At 59.3% G+C, this 18,779-nt stretch carries 18 protein-coding genes; 8 read left to right on the plus strand and 10 right to left on the minus strand.

Annotation, left to right across the window (positions count from 1 at the left end):
- Positions 1-49 precede the first annotated feature (49 nt).
- Complete coding sequence (locus TU74_RS09890) at positions 50-1,573, plus strand: fumarate hydratase (protein WP_048376290.1); 1,524 nt, start codon at positions 50-52, stop codon at positions 1,571-1,573.
- Between the two features lie 123 nt (positions 1,574-1,696).
- Here TU74_RS09890 and yiaY read toward each other — a convergent pair whose 3' ends face one another.
- Entirely contained in the window at positions 1,697-2,845 is a 1,149-nt protein-coding gene (gene yiaY / locus TU74_RS09895; RefSeq protein ID WP_047281025.1) for an L-threonine dehydrogenase, read from the minus strand.
- 147 nt (positions 2,846-2,992) lie between these two features.
- Between yiaY and TU74_RS09900 the strand changes: the two genes are divergently transcribed.
- On the plus strand, positions 2,993-4,018 hold the full coding sequence (locus TU74_RS09900) for a DUF4917 family protein (RefSeq protein WP_048376317.1): 1,026 nt from the start codon (positions 2,993-2,995) through the stop codon (positions 4,016-4,018).
- Between the two features lie 14 nt (positions 4,019-4,032).
- Here the strand turns inward: TU74_RS09900 and TU74_RS09905 are convergent, their stop codons facing one another.
- Complete coding sequence (locus TU74_RS09905; RefSeq protein WP_047276786.1) at positions 4,033-4,575, minus strand: helix-turn-helix domain-containing protein; 543 nt, start codon at positions 4,573-4,575, stop codon at positions 4,033-4,035.
- A 150-nt stretch (positions 4,576-4,725) separates the two neighbouring features.
- On the opposite strand from TU74_RS09905, the gene TU74_RS09910 reads away from it, so the two are divergent.
- Together TU74_RS09910 and TU74_RS09915 are read left to right on the plus strand one after the other, a co-directional pair.
- A complete protein-coding gene (locus TU74_RS09910; protein WP_048376292.1) occupies positions 4,726-5,508 on the plus strand; it encodes an aldolase in 783 nt (260 codons plus the stop codon).
- A 30-nt stretch (positions 5,509-5,538) separates the two neighbouring features.
- On the plus strand, positions 5,539-6,426 hold the full coding sequence (locus tag TU74_RS09915) for a dihydrodipicolinate synthase family protein (protein WP_047281028.1): 888 nt from the start codon (positions 5,539-5,541) through the stop codon (positions 6,424-6,426).
- Between the two features lie 58 nt (positions 6,427-6,484).
- Here TU74_RS09915 and TU74_RS09920 read toward each other — a convergent pair whose 3' ends face one another.
- Positions 6,485-6,817 (minus strand): YegP family protein, encoded by a 333-nt coding sequence (locus TU74_RS09920; protein WP_047276791.1) that lies wholly within the window; start codon positions 6,815-6,817, stop codon positions 6,485-6,487.
- Between the two features lie 181 nt (positions 6,818-6,998).
- Here TU74_RS09920 and TU74_RS09925 point away from each other — a divergent pair, with 181 nt between their 5' ends.
- From TU74_RS09925 to TU74_RS09935, 3 genes are all read left to right on the plus strand, one after another.
- The gene (locus tag TU74_RS09925) at positions 6,999-7,538 is read left to right on the plus strand and encodes an RNA polymerase sigma factor (protein ID WP_047276793.1); all 540 of its coding nucleotides are present in this window, start codon (positions 6,999-7,001) and stop codon (positions 7,536-7,538) included.
- Entirely contained in the window at positions 7,535-8,485 is a 951-nt protein-coding gene (locus TU74_RS09930; protein ID WP_048376294.1) for a FecR family protein, read from the plus strand. The genes TU74_RS09925 and TU74_RS09930 overlap by 4 nt, the downstream gene beginning before the upstream one ends.
- A gap of 120 nt (positions 8,486-8,605) precedes the next feature.
- Entirely contained in the window at positions 8,606-11,155 is a 2,550-nt protein-coding gene (locus tag TU74_RS09935; RefSeq protein WP_048376296.1) for a TonB-dependent receptor, read from the plus strand.
- 33 nt (positions 11,156-11,188) lie between these two features.
- Here the strand turns inward: TU74_RS09935 and TU74_RS09940 are convergent, their stop codons facing one another.
- The 6 genes from TU74_RS09940 to TU74_RS09965 all read right to left on the minus strand — a co-directional run bounded on the left by TU74_RS09940 (position 11,189) and on the right by TU74_RS09965 (position 15,625).
- Positions 11,189-11,494, minus strand: coding sequence for a ribbon-helix-helix domain-containing protein (locus tag TU74_RS09940; RefSeq protein WP_047281031.1), 306 nt, complete (start codon positions 11,492-11,494; stop codon positions 11,189-11,191).
- A gap of 15 nt (positions 11,495-11,509) precedes the next feature.
- Positions 11,510-12,091, minus strand: a complete 582-nt coding sequence (locus TU74_RS09945; protein ID WP_047276800.1) for a DJ-1/PfpI family protein — start codon at positions 12,089-12,091, stop codon at positions 11,510-11,512.
- 146 nt (positions 12,092-12,237) lie between these two features.
- On the minus strand, positions 12,238-13,455 hold the full coding sequence (locus TU74_RS09950; RefSeq protein ID WP_047281135.1) for a class I SAM-dependent methyltransferase: 1,218 nt from the start codon (positions 13,453-13,455) through the stop codon (positions 12,238-12,240).
- 107 nt (positions 13,456-13,562) lie between these two features.
- Complete coding sequence (locus TU74_RS09955; RefSeq protein WP_048376298.1) at positions 13,563-14,177, minus strand: TPM domain-containing protein; 615 nt, start codon at positions 14,175-14,177, stop codon at positions 13,563-13,565.
- 27 nt (positions 14,178-14,204) lie between these two features.
- Entirely contained in the window at positions 14,205-14,948 is a 744-nt protein-coding gene (locus TU74_RS24905) for a TPM domain-containing protein (RefSeq protein WP_048376300.1), read from the minus strand.
- A gap of 65 nt (positions 14,949-15,013) precedes the next feature.
- Complete coding sequence (locus TU74_RS09965) at positions 15,014-15,625, minus strand: LemA family protein (protein WP_047276808.1); 612 nt, start codon at positions 15,623-15,625, stop codon at positions 15,014-15,016.
- 262 nt (positions 15,626-15,887) lie between these two features.
- Here TU74_RS09965 and bglX point away from each other — a divergent pair, with 262 nt between their 5' ends.
- Complete coding sequence (gene bglX / locus TU74_RS09970) at positions 15,888-18,179, plus strand: beta-glucosidase BglX (protein ID WP_048376302.1); 2,292 nt, start codon at positions 15,888-15,890, stop codon at positions 18,177-18,179.
- 355 nt (positions 18,180-18,534) lie between these two features.
- Here bglX and TU74_RS24135 read toward each other — a convergent pair whose 3' ends face one another.
- Positions 18,535-18,744, minus strand: a complete 210-nt coding sequence (locus tag TU74_RS24135; protein ID WP_141228740.1) for a hypothetical protein — start codon at positions 18,742-18,744, stop codon at positions 18,535-18,537.
- Positions 18,745-18,779: the final 35 nt, after the last annotated feature.

Genomic DNA, 18,779 nt, shown 5'->3' on the forward strand with positions numbered 1-18,779 from the left:
GTCGCAAACACCTTATTGAATGTTCCCGTCTTATAGAGGAGCGCGACCCATGACCGTGATCAAGCAAGACGACCTGATTCAGAGCGTTGCTGACGCCCTGCAATTCATTTCCTACTACCACCCCGTGGACTTCATCCAGGCCATGCACGAGGCCTACCTGCGCGAAGAATCGCCGGCAGCCCGTGACTCGATGGCACAAATCCTGATCAACTCGCGCATGTGTGCCACCGGCCACCGCCCGATCTGCCAGGACACCGGCATCGTCACCGTGTTTGTACGTGTGGGCATGGACGTGCGCTGGGATGGCGCCACCATGGGCCTGGACGACATGATCAACGAAGGCGTGCGTCGCGCTTACAACCTGCCGGAAAACGTCCTGCGTGCTTCGATCCTGGCCGATCCGGCCGGTGCCCGCCGCAACACCAAGGACAACACCCCGGCGGTCATCCACTACTCCATCGTCCCGGGTAACACCGTGGAAGTGGACGTAGCGGCCAAGGGCGGCGGTTCCGAGAACAAGTCGAAAATGGCCATGCTCAACCCGTCCGACTCGATCGTAGACTGGGTGCTCAAAACCGTTCCGACCATGGGCGCTGGCTGGTGCCCACCGGGCATGCTGGGCATTGGGATCGGCGGCACGGCTGAAAAAGCAGCCGTCATGGCCAAAGAAGTGTTGATGGAATCCATCGACATTCACGAGCTGATCAAGCGCGGCCCGTCCAACCGTATCGAAGAGATGCGTCTGGAGCTGTTCGAAAAGGTCAACCAACTCGGTATCGGCGCTCAGGGCCTGGGCGGCCTGACCACCGTGCTCGACGTAAAAATCATGGACTACCCGACCCACGCCGCCTCGCTGCCGGTGTGCATGATCCCGAACTGCGCCGCCACCCGTCACGCCCACTTCGTACTGGACGGCTCCGGCCCGGCAGCACTCGAAGCGCCACCGCTGGACGCCTACCCGGAAATCGTCTGGGAAGCCGGCCCGTCGGCTCGCCGTGTCAACCTCGACACCCTGACCCCGGAAGACGTGCAAAGCTGGAAGCCGGGCGAAACTGTCCTGCTGAACGGCAAAATGCTCACCGGCCGTGACGCCGCGCACAAACGCATGGTTGAAATGCTGAACAAGGGCAAAACCTTGCCGGTCGACCTCAAGGGCCGCTTTATCTACTACGTGGGCCCGGTTGATCCGGTGCGTGACGAAGTGGTGGGCCCTGCCGGTCCGACAACTGCAACGCGGATGGACAAGTTCACGCGCCAGATCCTCGATCAGACCGGCCTGCTGGGCATGATCGGCAAATCCGAACGTGGCCCGACCGCCATCGAAGCGATCAAGGAACACAAAGCGGTGTACCTGATGGCCGTCGGCGGCGCGGCTTACCTGGTGGCTCAAGCGATCAAGAAGTCGCGCGTGGTGGCGTTCGCCGAACTGGGCATGGAAGCGATCTACGAGTTCGACGTAAAAGACATGCCGGTGACCGTGGCTGTCGACAGTTCAGGCGAGTCGGTTCACATCACCGGCCCAGCGATCTGGCAGAAGAAAATCAGCGAAAGCCTGGCGGTAGAAGTGCAGTAAGCGCTTTTAAGTCAGACACAAAAACGGCCGGGTTAAACCGGCCGTTTTTTTATGCGCGTGATGTACAAGCCCCTCACTCAACCCTCTGCTAAAGGGAGGGTTGGGGTGAAGGCTGGCCGTGACTCAAAACGCGTTACGGAAGATTTCTTCAATCTGCGCCTGATCGGCCTTGCGCGGATTGGTCAGACCACACGCATCTTTCAATGCGTTGGTCGCCAGAATCGGGATGTCATCCAACTTGGCGCCCAAGTCCCGCAGGCCCGCCGGGATGTCGACAGCTTTGGCCAAGGTCCGAATCGCCGCAATCGCCGCCTGAGCACCCTCTTCCGGGCTCAACCCGCGGATATCCGCGCCCAGCGCATGGGCCACGTCAGTCAGGCGTGACGCACACACGCTGGCGTTGAAGGTCTGCACGTGGGGCAATAGCACGGCATTACACACGCCGTGGGGCAAGTCGTAAAAGCCGCCCAACTGGTGCGCCATCGCGTGCACAAACCCCAGCGACGCATTGTTGAACGCCATGCCGGCCAGAAATTGCGCATACGCCATGTTCTCGCGCGCGGTCAGGTCCTTGCCGTCATGAACCGCCTGACGCAGGTTTTGGCTGATCAGCTCCATCGCCTTGATCGCACAGGCATCGGTAATCGGGTTGGCCGCAATGGACACGTACGCTTCAATGGCGTGCGTCAGCGCGTCCATGCCGGTGGCCGCCGTCAGGCCTTTGGGCATGGCCACCATCAATTGCGGGTCGTTGACCGACAGCAGCGGCGTCACGTTGCGGTCGACGATGGCCATTTTCACGTGGCGCTCTTCATCGGTGATGATGCAAAAACGCGTCATTTCACTGGCCGTGCCGGCGGTGGTATTGATGGCCACGAGGGGCAGTTGCGGCTTGGCCGAGCGGTCGACGCCTTCGTAATCGCGAATATGCCCGCCATTGGTGGCGCACAGCGCAATACCCTTGGCGCAATCGTGGGGCGAGCCACCGCCCAGCGACAGCACGAAATCACACTGATGTTGCTTGAGCACAACCAGACCGGCTTCCACGTTGGCAATGCTCGGGTTGGGTTTGGCCCCGTCGAACACCACCGCATTGATGTCCTGCGCGGCCAGTTTTTCGGCAATCATGGCCGCCACGCCCGCCTTGGCCAGCCCGGCGTCGGTCACGATCAACGCGTTGCGAAACCCATAATTGCGAATTGCAGTCATGGCTTCATCCAGACAACCGTTGCCCATGATGTTCACGGCCGGGATAAAAAAGGTACTGGTCATGGCGAGTCCTCTTTGCGGGCGCACCCGCGACGCTGATGAAGTCAATGAGCATAGCTTCAACTCATCAGCGCATCCGGATGTTGATCTGGCTCAACACATGGTCGTGATAAAGTCCCGCACCGCCCACGCTTTGAGATGACCTACGCGATGACCCCCTTCCAGGAATTTGATGCCGAACTAGAAGACTGGAACGCCCTACGCACCAGCACCCCGTGCAGCGGCTTGCTGCTCGGCAATGGCGCAAGCATGGCCGTGTGGCATGACTTTTATTACGACTCGCTGTTTGAAAAAACCAAAAGCGTGGCCGAAAAACCCCTCAGCCAGACGGAACTCAGCGTGTTTGACGCCTTGAACACGCGCAATTTCGAGCACGTGCTCAGCGCCCTGAAAACCGCAAGCAAGGTCAACAAGGCGCTGGCCATCAGCTCTGCATCACCGCGCAAACGCTACTACGCCATCAAGGAAGCCCTGATCAACAGCACTCAGGATGTCCACATTCCCTGGCGCTTGATGTCCGCCGCCACGCTGGATTGCTGGCAGGAAGAACTGGCCTGCTACAGCACGGTGTATTGCTCCAACTATGACCTGCTGGCGCCGTGGGCGCTGATGCAGGCGCCCAAGCGTTTCAACGATTTGTTCCAGACGCCGGGTGCCACTTTTGAACTGGCGCAGGCCGCAGCCAAAGGCAAAACCACCCGCGTGCTGTACCTGCACGGCGCGCTGCACCTGGTGAAAAATCAGGAAGGCAAGGCACGCAAATCCGTGGGCGATCCCGCCGCGCTGCTCAGCAACTTCGCCATCAATCACTCCATCAGCGCGCTGGATGACGTGCCGCTGTTTGTCAGCGAAGGCACCAGCGACGACAAGCGCAAGTCGATCCGGATGTCGGATTACCTGTCGTTTTGCCATGAACAGTTGATGGCCCACAAAGACAGCCTGTGCGTCTTCGGCCACAGCCTGGGTGAGCAAGATCAACACCTGATTGACGCCCTGCGCCTGGCGCCCCTGAAAACCCTGTGCATCTCGATTTATCCGCGCAGCGAAGCCTTCATCCGCTTCCAGAAAAACCATTACACGCAGCTATTTGCACAGAACAAGGTGGCATTGCGCTTCTTTAACGCTAAAACGCACCCATTGGGCGACAGCCGTCACTCAGTACCGGTCGAGCGCTGAAAACGCCCTTCGCCTTACTCCTCGGTGCTGTGCACCACCACCAACAATTGCGCTTGAACCTCACCCACCGAACGCACGCGGTGAGGTTTTTGCGCATTGAAATGCAGGGCATCGCCGCGCTGCAAAATCACCCGCTCATTCATGAAGTCGACCTCGACCGCGCCTTCGTGCACAAACAGAAATTCTTCCCCCACGTGCGCTTTGAAGCTGGGATCAGCGAACGCTGCGGGCGGGTAAATCATGAATGGCAGCAAGTTACGCTCACTGACCTGATGTGCCAGCACCGCGTAGCCCGGTGAGTGCTCGCTGCCCGATAGCAACTGGCGCTGATCGCTGCGCACCAGGCTGTAACCCTCAATCCCGGCCTTGTCCTCAGCGAACAACTCTTCGACATTGACGTTCAGCGCCTTGGCCAACTTGAGCGCGGCGGCGATTGAAGGGGTGTTCAAGCCACGCTCGACTTTCGACAAATAGCTCTTGGTCAGGCCGGAATGTTCAGCCAACGCCTCAAGGGTGATGCCCAGTTTTTTTCTGAGTAATTTCAAACGGATAGACATGTAGAGCGATTAATCCATCAAGGGAGCTGCGAGTTTTACTTGCCAATGACACTTTGTGTCATATAGCCTCTTAAGTGTCATAAGCACTGCCACCCATCACCTTCGACGCCATGGGGGCAGACACATCCGGCAATCACCGAGGACACCGACATGGCCAAGACCTTAGCACTCCCGAAAGAGCAACTGGTCAAGCAAGCGCTTGTGCAGATGCAAAATACGCTGACGGATAATACGTGGACTGACCGGCAAAAGCTGGCACTCACCTGCCGCATTCTGTTCGAAAACGGCCACGACTCCGGTCTGGCCGGGCAAATCACCGCCCGCGGGCCACAACCCGGCACCTATTACACCCAGCAACTGGGCCTGGGGTTTGATGAAATCACTGCCAGCAATCTGCTGTTGGTCAACGAAGACCTGGAGGTGCTTGAAGGCCACGGCATGCCGAACCCGGCCAATCGCTTCCACAGCTGGGTGTACCGTGCCCGTCCGGATGTGAACTGCATCATCCACACGCACCCCACACATGTGGCCGCGCTGTCGATGCTGGAAGTGCCGCTGGAAATTTCGCACATGGACCTCTGCCCGCTGTACGAGGATTGCGCGTTTCTGGAAAGTTGGCCTGGCGTGCCGGTCGGCAATGAAGAGGGCGAACTGATCGCCGGTGCGCTGGGGGACAAGCGGGCAATCCTGCTCTCGCACCACGGTCAATTGTCCACCGGCGCCAGCATTGAAGAAGCCTGCGTCATCGCGCAACTGATCGAGCGGGCAGCCAAACTGCAATTGCTGGCCATGGCCGCAGGCACCCTCAAGCCCATCATCCCGGCCCTGGGCCGCGAAGCCCATAACTGGATCAGCCGCCCCAAACGCCATGCGGCCGCTTTCAATTACCACGCCCGGCAAAACCTGCGTCGTCATGCCGACTGCCTGAACTGAGCCACCTCCCTCCCCCACAGGACACCCACCATGACGACTCCAGTAATCCACGGCATCATCGGCTACACCATCACCCCGTTCAGCGCAGACGGCAGCGCCATCGACCTGCCCGCGCTCGGGCGCTCCATTGACCAATTGATCGACAACGGCGTGCACGCCATCGCGCCACTGGGCAGCACCGGCGAAGGCGCGTACCTGAGCGACGCCGAATGGGATCAGGTCAGCGAATTCAGCCTCGCCCACGTGGCCAAACGCGTGCCGACCATTGTCAGCGTCTCCGACCTGACCACCGCCAAAGCCGTGCGCCGCGCCCGCTTTGCTGAACAGCACGGCGCGGACGTGGTCATGGTGCTGCCGGCTTCCTACTGGAAACTCAGCGAGGCTGAAATCCTGGCCCATTACCGCGCCATCGGCGACAGCATCAACACCCCGATCATGCTCTACAACAACCCGGCCACCAGCGGCACTGACATGTCGGTGGACTTGATCCTGAACATTTTCAACACGGTCGACAACGTGACCATGGTCAAGGAAAGCACCGGCGACATTCAGCGCATGCACCGCTTGCAACAACGAGGGGAAGGCCAAGTGCCGTTCTACAACGGGTGCAACCCGCTGGCACTGGAGGCCTTCGCTGCGGGTGCGAAAGGTTGGTGCACAGCGGCGCCGAACCTGATCCCGGCGCTGAATTTGGCGCTGTACGACGCCGTACTGGCCAACGATCTGAACGCCGCACGCGCGCTGTTCTACCGCCAGTTGCCATTGCTTGAATTCATCCTCAAAGGCGGTCTGCCGGCCACCATCAAGGCGGGTTTGCGCCTGACCGGCCTGGAAGCGGGCGACCCGCGACTGCCCGTGTTCCCGTTGGCCGACGCTGGCGTGATGCAGTTACACGGGTTGCTGGCTCAACTGAAATAACCCTGCTCCGGCCGACGCGCACCGGGCTGCCTCGCCCGGCACGTCGGCCACCGGCCCCTCACAGCTTCTCTTTGATGACCGTGGTGGGCCCATTGCTTTTCACACTGGCAATGCCCTTCTCTCGCGCCGCTTCGGTGCTGTATTGCTCACTGGTGCCGATGATCTGGTGATTGGCCGCCTTCAGGTTGAAATACGGTTTGCCGTCTTTCGCCACCTTGCGGTCATAGCGTTCATCCAGCGGGCTGTTGGCCTGAACCGAAGCAATGCCCTTTTTCGCCGCCTCGTGCGTGGTGTACTGCTCACTCACCAAAATGGTTTCGGCATTCGCTGCTTTCAATACGAATCGGAACTGCCCGTTGCTGGTCTTGCTCAACTCATACCAACCCGACATAGCGTTTCTCCTTGTGGCTGAAGGTCATGTGTCCCCTTCAGTAAAGCGCTCACCCAGCAATTAGCCATTTATCTGTAGGAAAAAAGAAAAAAGGAAAGGTGAATTTACATAGAGACAAATAGTAATAATTCTCGATACCATTCGCGGCTTATTTTGCATCGCTGAGTCCACAAGGATTTTCATGTCTCGCTTTAAACCTGACCCCGCGTTGGCCGAATCCTTACGCGAGTTCTATACGCAGATTCTGCATTTCCTGCGTAAGCGCACCGACAACGCCAGCGATGCAGCTGACATGACGCAAGACGTTTTCACGCAATGGCTGGGCTATCAGGACCGGGCCAAGGTCCAGCAACCCCGGGCGTTTTTGTTTCAGATGGCGCGCAACCTGCTGCGCGATCACTGGCGACGCCAGCAGGTGCGCCAATCCGTGCATGCGGATCAGGTTGAACGCGAAGACGAGCCGTTAAGCGATGAGAGGGATGACCCCATGCTGGCCGCACACCGCCTGCAACGGCTTGAACAGCTCAAGACCGTACTCGCAGAGCTCTCGCCCCGGCGCCGTGAAGCCCTTATCCTGCACCGCTTCGAAGGGTTGAGTCAGGCGCAGATCGCGCAACGCATGGGAATCTCGGTCAGCATGGTAGAAAAGCACATCGCCTTTGCGTTGTTGCACTGCAAGCAACATTTACAGCGGGACAGCGGCAAGGAGCAGCCACAATGAGCCCTTTTCAATCGGCCGCCCACGACAGCATTGATGCGCAGGCGGCCAGCTGGTTTGCACGCAATCGCAATCGGCCCGACGCACAGACCCGCGCGCAATTCGACGCCTGGCATGCGCAACCGGCGCATGCACGGGCGTATGCCGAGTTCGAGTCGCTATGGGCCGACTTGGGCGAACTGCAACACCGGAACAAACCGCTGCCACTGCCAGTAAAACCGGCGATCAAGCGTCGTTCGACGTTTGCCCTGGCTGCGGCGGCAGCCGTGTTGGGTGCCGTGCTGGCCTTGAACATCGGCACCCCCGTCACGCTGCACCAGCAACAGCTCACGACCCAGTCCCAAGGTGCGAAAACCCTGACACTGCCCGATGGCAGCACCCTCTACGTCAATGCCAACACCCAACTGCGCCTCGATTTCAACGCACAACAACGCGACATTTACCTGGAACGCGGTCAGCTGTACATCGAGGTCGCGGCCAATAAAGACCAGCCGCTGGTGGTGCACGCCGGTGACGCGCGCATACGGGTGGTCGGCACCGGTTTCGATGTGCGGCGCAGCCCACGCCAACTGGTGGTCAGCGTCGCCCACGGCCAGGTTGCGTTCGTGCCTGACGCCAAGCGCTCTGCCCTGCTCGGCGCCGATCAGCGTGCCACGTACGACTACGCGCGCCAGACATTGACTGAACACACCCTCACGGCCAGCGAAGTCGGCGATTGGCGCAACGGGCACCTGGCCTTTCGCAACCGCGAGCTGGCCAGCCTGATCGACGAACTGGACCTCTACCGGCCCGGCATCATCGAACTGGCCAATGGGCCGCTCCAACAGTACAAAGTGTCAGGCCACCTCGACGTCAATGATCCGCTGGCACTGGTGAAAGCCTTGCCCGCCTTGATCCCGGTGAACACCGTGTGGCTGGACAACGGAAAAATCCGCATCGAACCCCGCTAAAAAAACATATGCGAATATTTTGCATTCGCATATGTGGTTTTTTAATGGCCCCGCGTCTTCCTTCGGTCTGCGTTGTTAACGCATGTCTTTTTGGCCTTTGTTGCCGCACTGGGGGATTTCATGTTTCGCGCACCGCATCACGTCTCGCATTTCTGCACACGCCCGACCCTGCTGGCCGCCTGCCTGGCGTTCTGCCTGCAGGCTCACGCCGAGTCGGTCCAACTGCAACTGCCTGCACAGTCGCTGGCCAATTCGTTGAGTGCCGTGGCCCGGCAAGCCAACATCCAGTTGCTGTTTGACGAAGCACTGTTGCGCAACATCAAGGCCCCGGCGCTGAGCGGCCGTTACAGCGCGCAAGAGGCCATCAACCAATTGTTGCGCGGCACCGATTTCAGCCTGACCCAAGTCGACCGCACCTTCGTCGTGCGCCCCAAGGAAGAAGGCACGACGACCAGCAACAGCCTGCAGCTCAGTGCCATGAGCGTGATCGGCACCGGCAATGAAGTCGACTCCAGCAACGTCGGTAAATCGACCCTGACCCAAGCTGAAATCAATCGCTATCAGGCCAACAACATTCCCAGCCTGCTGGCGACACTGCCCGGCATCAACCTCGGCGGCTCGCTCAAGCCCGGTGGCCAGACCATCAACATTTGGGGCATGGGCGAAGCCGAAGACGTGCAGATGACCGTCGATGGCGCGACCAAAAGCGGCTTCGAACGCTACATGCAAGGCACCATTTTCATTGAGCCGGAGTTGATCAAGGGGCTGGTGGTCGAGAAAGGCCCGCACGATATACGCACCGGCAACGGCGGCTTTGCCGGCTCCGTGCACATGGAAACCAAAGACGCCCCGGACTTGCTCGCAGAAGGCAAAGACACCGGCGCCATGCTCAAGTACGGCTACAGCAGCAACGATCACCAGCAGGTTTACAGTGGCGCCGTGTATGGCCGCACCGATGATGGTCGCGCGGATGCGCTGGTGTATTACACCAAGCGCGATGGCGACAACATGAAGCTGGCCGGGCACATGCCAGACCCCAAGAATGCCTACCCGATCAACCCCAAACGCTTGCCCAACACCGCCCAGGACCTGGACGCGCAACTGCTCAAAGTGAACCTGCACTTCAACGAAGAGCACAGCCTGGGGATGTCGTACTCACGCTCCAACAACTACCTGTGGGTGCCCTTCTCGGCCATCAGCTACCCGGCCCCGCCGAGCCAGGCCAACATCGACAAATATGGGTACGACATCGCCACCCGGCGTTACTTGTCGAACCGTTCGACCATCGACACCACGTGGTCCGCCAAATACAAGTACCAGCCCCTTGAAAACCCCTTGGTGAACCTTGAGGTCAAGTACTCGCATTCCAATACCGAGCAAACCGATACGCGGGGCGCTCAAGCTTATTTCCAGCCGTCCACCGGCGGTCGCAAGATGGAAACCGGCTACACCGACGACATGGTGCAAATCGAAAACGTCAGTCTGTTTGCCAGCGGCCCGCTGGACCATGCCGTGACCACGGGCATGCAGGTGCGCAAGCACCAGCGTGATGTCGACATGTGGATGCCGGGCAAGACCTACGAAGTAGAAAAATACAACTACGGCCACTACCAGCCCAGCTTCATGCCCAAAGGCAAAGTCGACACCCACAGCTTTTACCTGCAAGACGCGATCACTCTCGGTGACTTCACCCTGACCCCGTCCGTGCGGTACGACCACGTGCGTAACCGCGGTGAAGAAAACGATGCACCGTTCTATAACCACGCGGAATTGGGTCACGACTACAGCGACAAAACCTACACGGGCTGGTCGCCTCGCCTGTCAGCCTTTTGGAAAATCACCCCCAACACAGCGCTGTTTGTCGACTACAGCAAAACCTGGCGCGCCCCGGTCATCGACGAACAATACGAGCTACAAGGGCTCGGCAGTCGCACAGCGACCAGCCTGAATCTGAAACCGGAAAGGATCACAGGCTGGCGAGCAGGCAACATCACCAACTTCGATCAGATCTTTACTGACAGCGACCATGCACTGATCCGCACCACGCTGTTTCAAAACACCGTCGACAATGAAATATTCAAGGCCACCGGCGTCGGCTGTGCCGCCCAGACAGCGGCGGGCAGCCTGTCCAAAGACTGCGGGCCGGGCAACATACCGAACTACCGCAACATTGGCAGTGTGACCATCAAGGGCTTTGAAGTTGAAAGTTTCTACGAATCCACGTACCTGTTCGGATCACTGTCGTACGCGTGGATGACCGGTAAACACCAAGGTGCCTACACCAACCCGTGGGGGCCAAACGTCTGGGCACGTGACATTCCGGCGCCTAAATGGGTCGCCGTGCTGGGGACCAAAATTCCGGCATGGGATGCACGCGTGGGCTGGAAAGGTGAGTTCGTGCGCAAGACCGACCGTCTGCCAAGCGACAAGTATTCGGGTAACGAGATCAGTGTGTTAGGGGATCGCTACTACGACCAACACGCCAATGACGGGTACAACGTGCAGGGCCTGTTCGCCAACTGGACCCCTCAGCAGCCTTACCTCAAAGGCACCGAGGTCAACTTCACGGTCGACAACCTGTTCAACAAAAGTTACCAGCCGATGCTCAGTGGGGATAACGCCTACAGCCAGGGCCGCAATGCCAAGATCAGCGTGACCCGTTTCTTCTGAGAGCGACCCTGGCCGCTGCGGCGAGCACGACCATCAACCGTGCTTGCGCGGCACCACATTCAAACCGATCGACGGCACCCGACGCTGACTCAGGTAACGGGTGCAACTGACCCGCAGGAACGAGGCGAAGTTGACCACTTCGCCTTGGTAATCCATCACTTCTTCGTAGAGCTTGGCCACCAGTTGATTGGTGGTCATGCCATCGGCGTCGGCGATTTCACTGAGGATGTCCCAGAACTGGTTTTCCAGACGCAACGTCGTGACCACGCCACCGATACGCAACGATCGCGAGCGTGACTCGTACAGAATCGGATCGGCTTTGACGTACAGTTCACACATGGTCACGCCCTCGTCTTACACGGTAATGGTGGTGCCCAGCAGGCTCACAAACGCCGCCAGCCACGCAGGGTGCGCGGGCCAGGCAGGCGCGGTGACCAAATTGCCCTGCACATGGGCCTGGCTGACGTCGATATCCATAAACGTACCGCCCGCCAGTCGCACTTCCGGGGCACACGCAGGGTAGGCGCTGCACTCGCGACCTTCCAGGATCCCGGCCGCCGCCAGCAACTGCGCACCGTGGCACACCGCAGCGATGGGCTTACCGGCCTTGTCGAAGTCGCGCACCAGTTCAAGTACTTTTTCATTCAAGCGAAGGTATTCCGGCGCACGACCACCTGGCACCAACAAGGCGTCGTAGTCGCCCGCCTTGACCGTGTCGAAATCACAATTCAGGCCAAACAGGTGGCCGGGCTTTTCGCTGTAGGTCTGATCGCCTTCAAAGTCATGAATGGCCGTGCGCACGGTCTGCCCCGAGGTTTTGCCCGGACAGACGGCGTGCACCTGATGGCCGATCATCAACAGCGCCTGAAACGGCACCATCACTTCGTAGTCTTCGACGTAATCGCCCACCAGCATCAGAATTTTTTTCGCCGCCATGTCGCGTACTCCCGTGAGTGAGGATTGCCCTGGCAGGCGCTGCCGGAGGCAGGCCTGCGGGTCATCGTTGGTTTTCGAAAGCTCGGAAACCCCACAAGAGTAGTCACTGAGTACCTACACGGGTAATAACCCGGTACTACACAGGCTTACTTCAGCAACCCATCGGCCCGGAGCAGGGTTTCGAGGCAGTGTTCCTCAATGCCGTAGAACGCCTTGAGTTCTTGAATCTTCACCAGCAACTGCGCAGGGTCTACAGGCTCGGCGCGTTTGACCGCGAGGATCATTTTGTTCTTGTTGGTGTGTTCCAGCGAGATGAACTCAAACACCTTGGTGTCATAACCGCAGGCTTCCAGAAACAACGCCCGCAGGCTGTCTGTCACCATCTCGGCCTGCTGGCCCAGGTGCAGGCCGTATTGCAGCATCGGCTTGAGCAGCGCCGGGCTCTGGATTTGCAGGCGGATCTGCTTATGGCAGCACGGCGAACACATGATGATCGCGGCGCCCGAGCGGATGCCCATGTGAATCGCGTAATCGGTGGCGATGTCACAGGCATGCAGCGCGATCATCACGTCAATCGGCGTCGGTGCAAAACTGCGCACGTCACCATGCAGAAAGCTCAGGCCCGGATGCTCCAGACGCTGCGCCGCGTTATTGCACAACGTGACCATGTCTTCACGCAGCTCAACGCCGGTGACCACGCCTTCAGCGTGCAGGCTGTGGCGCAGGTAATCGTGAATCGCAAACGTGAGGTAGCCCTTGCCCGAACCGAAATCCACCACCTTGACCGGCTGATCCAGCGTGAGCGGCGAGCTGCTCAGCGCGTGGGAAAACACTTCAATGAACTTGTTGATCTGCTTCCACTTGCGCGACATGGCCGGGATCAGTTCTTGCTGTTTATTGGTCACGCCCAGATCAGCCAAAAACGGACGCGTCAGGTCCAGAAAGCGATTTTTCTCACGATTATGCTCAGCCGACGGCACTTCCCGCGCGTGCTGGCTTTTGCCCCTGAACAGCGAGCTTTTGCCTTTTTTGCTGTACTCCAGCTGCACTTCGTCGGTCAGGGTCAGCAGGTGCGCGTTCTTGAACGCTTGCGGCAACAAAGCGGCAATCGTCGTCACCGCCTCGTCCAGCGGTAAATTCTTGGTGATATCGCGGGTTTTGTAGCGGTACACAAACGACAGGCAAGGCTGATCCTTGACCGTGACCTGCTTGATGATGACCCGCTGCAGCTCAGGCTCAGGCCCCACGTACTTGGCCAGCACCAGCTTGATAAACGAGTTTTGCGCCAGGCCGGTGTCCAGCAGGTTCAAAAATTGCGCACGATGATCCGGTGCAGACGCGGCGGTGGTAGCAGTCACTGACATTGAAAAAAGCGCCTCGGGGGATGCAGGAGGGGAAATCAGGAAAGGAATGGCGGCCATTTTAGGCGTGTTGGCCGCCATGAGCACGGGGTTATTTCAAGGGGCGTCAATTACAACACCACCAACCGATTCGGCAGTTGGTTACGCGGATGGGTTTTCGGGATGTGGGTGGCCAGCAGTTCAGCGCTGGCGTCGATGCAGGCAATGAACCCTTCGGCGGTATGGCCCAGGCCCACGCGACGCGTGAAATCGCTGACGATGGTGCCCCAGTCACTGTTGTCCAGATGCCGGGAAATGCCTTCGTCCACGATGATTTCGACGTAGCGCTCGGCCTCGCTGACAAAAATCAGTACGCCCGTGCGCCCTTCGGTGTGGTGCAGTTTTTGCTCAAGAAACTGGCGGCGCGCCAGGTTGCTCGCACGCCAGTGCCGTACGCGCGGCGGGATCAGCCGCGTGGTGATCGCAGGAATGCGAAAAATCAGGCTTAACACCACGAATGTGGCCCATTGCAGCATCAGCAAGGAATACGTCTGCATACCGGCCATGAAGAAGTGCGCCAGTGCAGGCACCAGCAGCGCAATCAGGCTCGCCCACAACAAGGGGATGTAACTGTAGTCGTCTGCGCGCGGCGCCAGGACGGTGACGATTTCGGCGTCTGTGTGTTGTTCGGCACGGGTCACGGCGTCTTCGACCTGCCGTTGTTGCGCTTGTGTGAGTAAAGCCATGGGTATCAATGCTCGTCTAAAAATGAATTACCAGCCGCCAGAAGCACCGCCGCCGCCAAAACTGCCGCCACCGCCAATGAAGCCGCCACCTCCTCGGCCACCGCCGAAGCCGCCCCCGCCAAAGCCACCGGAGCGCGAACCGCCTGAGCCCCCGGCAGTACAAATGCCATAAAACTGGCAGGCGGCGACCACTATGACAAACAGGACAAATAGCAGCAGTACGACAAAGGGATGCTCGGCCATGAAATCACTGCCCTCCCCCTGGCCGCTGGCGTAGGCCGGTTCTGCCAGGGGATCGCCGCCCAGTACATGCAGCATCGCGGCCACGCCGTCGCTGATGCCCTGACTGAACTGGCCTGCCTTGAACGCAGGGGTGATGACCTGGTTGAGGATGACGGACGACTGCGCGTCTGTCAGGCGGTCTTCCAGCCCATAACCGACCTCAATGCGCAGTTTGCGATCATCACGGGCGACGATCAGCAATGCACCGTTGTTCTTGTCTTTTTGCCCGATGCCCCAGGCGCGCCCCAATTGGTAACCGAAGTCTTCAATGGAGGTGCCTTGCAGGTCAGGCACGGTGACCACCACCACTTGCTCGCCCGTGGCTTTTTCGTGGCTTTCAAGGGTTTGCGTCAGCTGTTGACGCGTGGCGGGGTCGAGCATGTGGGCGTCATCGACCACGCGGCCGCTGAGCGCGGGAAAAGTCAACGCGTGCGCCGTGGCCATAAAAAGCCACAGCAACACGCAAAGACCCGGTTTCAATACGCGCATTAGCACCTCATCAATGGGACACAGCGCCTGTGGCCGCTGCCACAGGCTGGCACACGGGCCGAGCGTCAGAACTTCACTTCAGGCGCTTTGTCGGCGTCCGGGCTGGTGGCTTCGAACGTCGGACGCACGGGCAAATCGCTGTACATCACGGCATGCCACAGACGCCCCGGGAAGGTGCGGATCTCGGTATTGTAACGCTCGACCGCGAGAATGAAGTCGCGACGGGCCACGCTGATGCGGTTTTCCGTGCCTTCGAGCTGCGATTGCAACGAGAGGAAGTTCTGGTTGGACTTGAGGTCCGGGTAGCGCTCGGAAACCACCATCAATCGGCTCAAGGCACCAGTCAGCTGATTTTGCGCATCCTGAAACTGCTTGAGTTTTTCAGGGTTATTGAGGGTGCTGGCATCCACTTGAATCGAGGTGGCCTTGGCCCGCGCTTCAATCACCGCGGTCAGCGTCGCCTGCTCCTGTTTGGCCGCGCCCTTGACTGTCTCTACCAGGTTGGGGATCAGATCCGAACGACGCTGATACTGGTTTTGCACCTGTGACCAGGCCGCCTTGACCTGCTCGTCAAGGGTCGGAATGGTGTTGATACCGCATCCGGCCAAGACGCTGCTCATCAGCAGCAACGCCATGACTTTCCAGCCGGTGGCGGCCTGTACGCGTTGTATTCCCATGGTTGTGACGCTCCAAAATGATCGCATTGAATTCATAGACATCGCCTGCCCGAGAAAAACTCCATCGCCTTCATTGAATATCGCCAGCAGCACTGGATTGCGGGCAACGAATCAGATAAAAGACTTCTCGCATGTAGGGCTACTCCTACTAAAGATAGGGTAATTCTTTAAGTTAAGTAGTCCCTATCCCAATCCAGAACGATATCGCTTCAAGAGCGCAGGGCTTCCTCGCTTTATGTGAGCGGCTGCGTAGAAGAATTCCATGAGAAAAATGTGTTTGCTGGGCATCGCCATCAGCCTGGCCAGTTCCTGCGCGTGGGCGCAGACCCCGTCCGTCGCGCTGGAGCATAAAGCGGCGTTCATCACGGACTTGATGAGCCGGATGACCCTGGATGAAAAAGTCGGGCAGTTGCGCCTTATCAGCATTGCGTCAGACATGCCGCGAGAGTTGATTCGCACGGAAATTGCGGCAGGCCGCATCGGCGGCACGTTCAACTCGGTGACGCGCCCCGAAAACCGCCCCATGCAAGACGCTGCCATGCGCAGCCGGCTGAAAATCCCGATGTTTTTTGCCTACGACGTGATTCACGGGCACCGCACCATTTTCCCGATCAGCCTGGCGCTGGCCTCCAGCTGGGACATGGACGCCATCGCCCTGAGCGGTCGGGTGTCGGCCAAAGAAGCCAGCGCCGACAGCCTTGACCTGACCTTTGCCCCGATGGTCGACATCGCCCGCGACCCGCGCTGGGGGCGCACCTCTGAAGGGTTCGGGGAAGACACCTACCTGGTCTCGCGCATCGCCAAAGTCATGGTGCAGGCGTATCAAGGCGTGTCCCCGGCCCTGCCCGGCAACATCATGGCCAGCGTCAAGCATTTCGCCCTGTATGGCGCCGTCGAAGGCGGCCGCGACTACAACATCGTCGACATGAGCCCGACGCGCATGTTTCAGGATTACCTGCCGCCTTACCACGCCGCCATCGACGCCGGCGCGGGCAGCGTGATGGTGGCGCTGAACTCGATCAACGGTGTACCGGCCACCTCCAACACCTGGCTGATGCAGGATTTGTTGCGCAAGCAATGGGGCTTCAAAGGCGTGGCGGTCAGTGACCACGGCGCGATTCTGGAACTGATCAAGCACGGCGTGGCCAAGGATGAGCGTGAAGCCGCCACGCTGGCGATCAAGGCCGGGGTCGACATGAGCATGAATGACCTGGTGTATGGCAAGGAACTGCCGGGCCTGATCAGGTCCGGCAAAGTGCCACAAAGCGACCTGGACAACGCGGTACGTGAAGTGCTGGGCGCCAAGTACGACATGGGCCTGTTTAAAGACCCGTACCTGCGTATCGGCAAAGCCGAAGACGATCCGGCCGACATCAATGCCGAAAGCCGCCTGCACCGGGCCGAGGCCCGCGAGGTGGCGCGCAAGAGCCAAGTGCTGCTCAAGAATGAATCGCGCACCCTGCCTTTGAACAAGCGGGCGAACATCGCGTTGATCGGGCCGCTCGCCGATTCGAAGATCGACATGCTCGGCAGCTGGTCGGGCGCCGGGGTTCCCGCGCAGTCGGTGACCGTGCTTGAAGGCTTGCGCGCTGCCGTGGGCAAACCGGGCACGCTGACCTACGCCCGTGGTGCCAACGTGACCGATGATCAGGCCGTGGTCGACTACCTCAATTACTCCAACCCCAACATGCTCGACCTGACCAACGACCCGCGTCCCGCACAAGCGATGCTCGATGAAGCCGTCAAGGTGGCGCAACAGGCCGATGTGATTGTGGCCGTGGTAGGCGAAGCCCGGGGCATGTCCCACGAAGCGGCCAGCCGCACCGACCTCGACTTGCCTGCGACACAACGCGCGTTGATTAGTGCCCTCAAGGCCACCGGCAAACCGCTGGTGCTGGTCTTGATGAATGGCCGCCCGCTGTCAATCGGCGATCAGGTGCAACAGGCCGATGCCGTGCTGGAAACCTGGTACAGCGGCACAGAAGGCGGCAATGCGATTGCCGACGTGCTGTTCGGTGACTACAACCCCTCGGGCAAGCTGCCGATCACCTTCCCCCGCTCGGTGGGCCAGATTCCGAGTTACTACAGCCACCTACGCATCGGTCGACCGTTCACGCCGGGCAAGCCGGGCAACTACACCTCGCAGTATTTCGATGCCCCGAACACCCCGCTCTACCCGTTCGGTTATGGCTTGAGCTACACCGACTTCAGCGTGTCGGCGCCGCAACTGTCGGCCAACACCCTCAAGCCCGGGTCAGCCCTGACGGCCAGCGTGACGGTGAAGAACACCGGGCAGCGCGCCGGTGAAACCGTGGTGCAGCTTTATATACAGGACGTGAGTGCGTCGATGAGCCGCCCCGTCAAAGAGCTGAAAAACTTCCAGAAGCTGATGCTCCAGCCGGGGGAAGAAAAGGTCGTGCAGTTCAGCATCGACGAAGACGCCCTGAAGTTTTACAACACCCAACTCCAGTACGCTGCCGAACCCGGCGAATTCAACGTGCAAATTGGCCTGGATTCGCAAAACGTCCAGCAAACGAGTTTCCAGCTGCTCTGACGTCGCCGCCGGGGAGGCTTTGAACGGTCTTCCCGGCACTTCTTGAGCGCAATATCCGCTTGACCTTTTCGATCTTTGCGCCCGCCTCAAAATGCGTTCGGACAGCGCTGTTTTTTGTGGTAGGGTTCGCGCCCTCAAAATCCAGCGCGCCCGATTTCCTCCTGGCAAAAACAGTGACAGACGGTGGAATGCCGGTGTCATGCGGCCTACGTGGAGATTCGAGGGTTCATACACAAATTACACACAGGGTTATCCACAGGTGGTGCATTGCACACCTCCTGTAAAACGCATATCTTGTATCAATTCCGCCAAAAGACCCCACATATAGGGTTTTAGGGCAAAAACCCAACACAACTCAGCCGAGAATTTCAAGTGCTTTTCTCGCCCCTGTCGGGTTGAACCAAACAGCGTTTTCAAAGCCCAAACCGCTCATGCGGATGGCAACCGTTTTCCAGCGCTGGCGCGGAAAGCGGCCCGGGTGTTGCAGTACAAAGACTGTCACCCACCAGGAATAAGATTTGAGGCGGTATGCGCAAATCTGAGACTTCGGCAAGGAAGCGGCCAAAACACCCCTTTCTGTACGTCCCGAGGTCGTTATGC

This window comes from Pseudomonas lundensis, assembly GCF_001042985.1.
Taxonomy (GTDB): domain Bacteria; phylum Pseudomonadota; class Gammaproteobacteria; order Pseudomonadales; family Pseudomonadaceae; genus Aquipseudomonas; species Aquipseudomonas lundensis.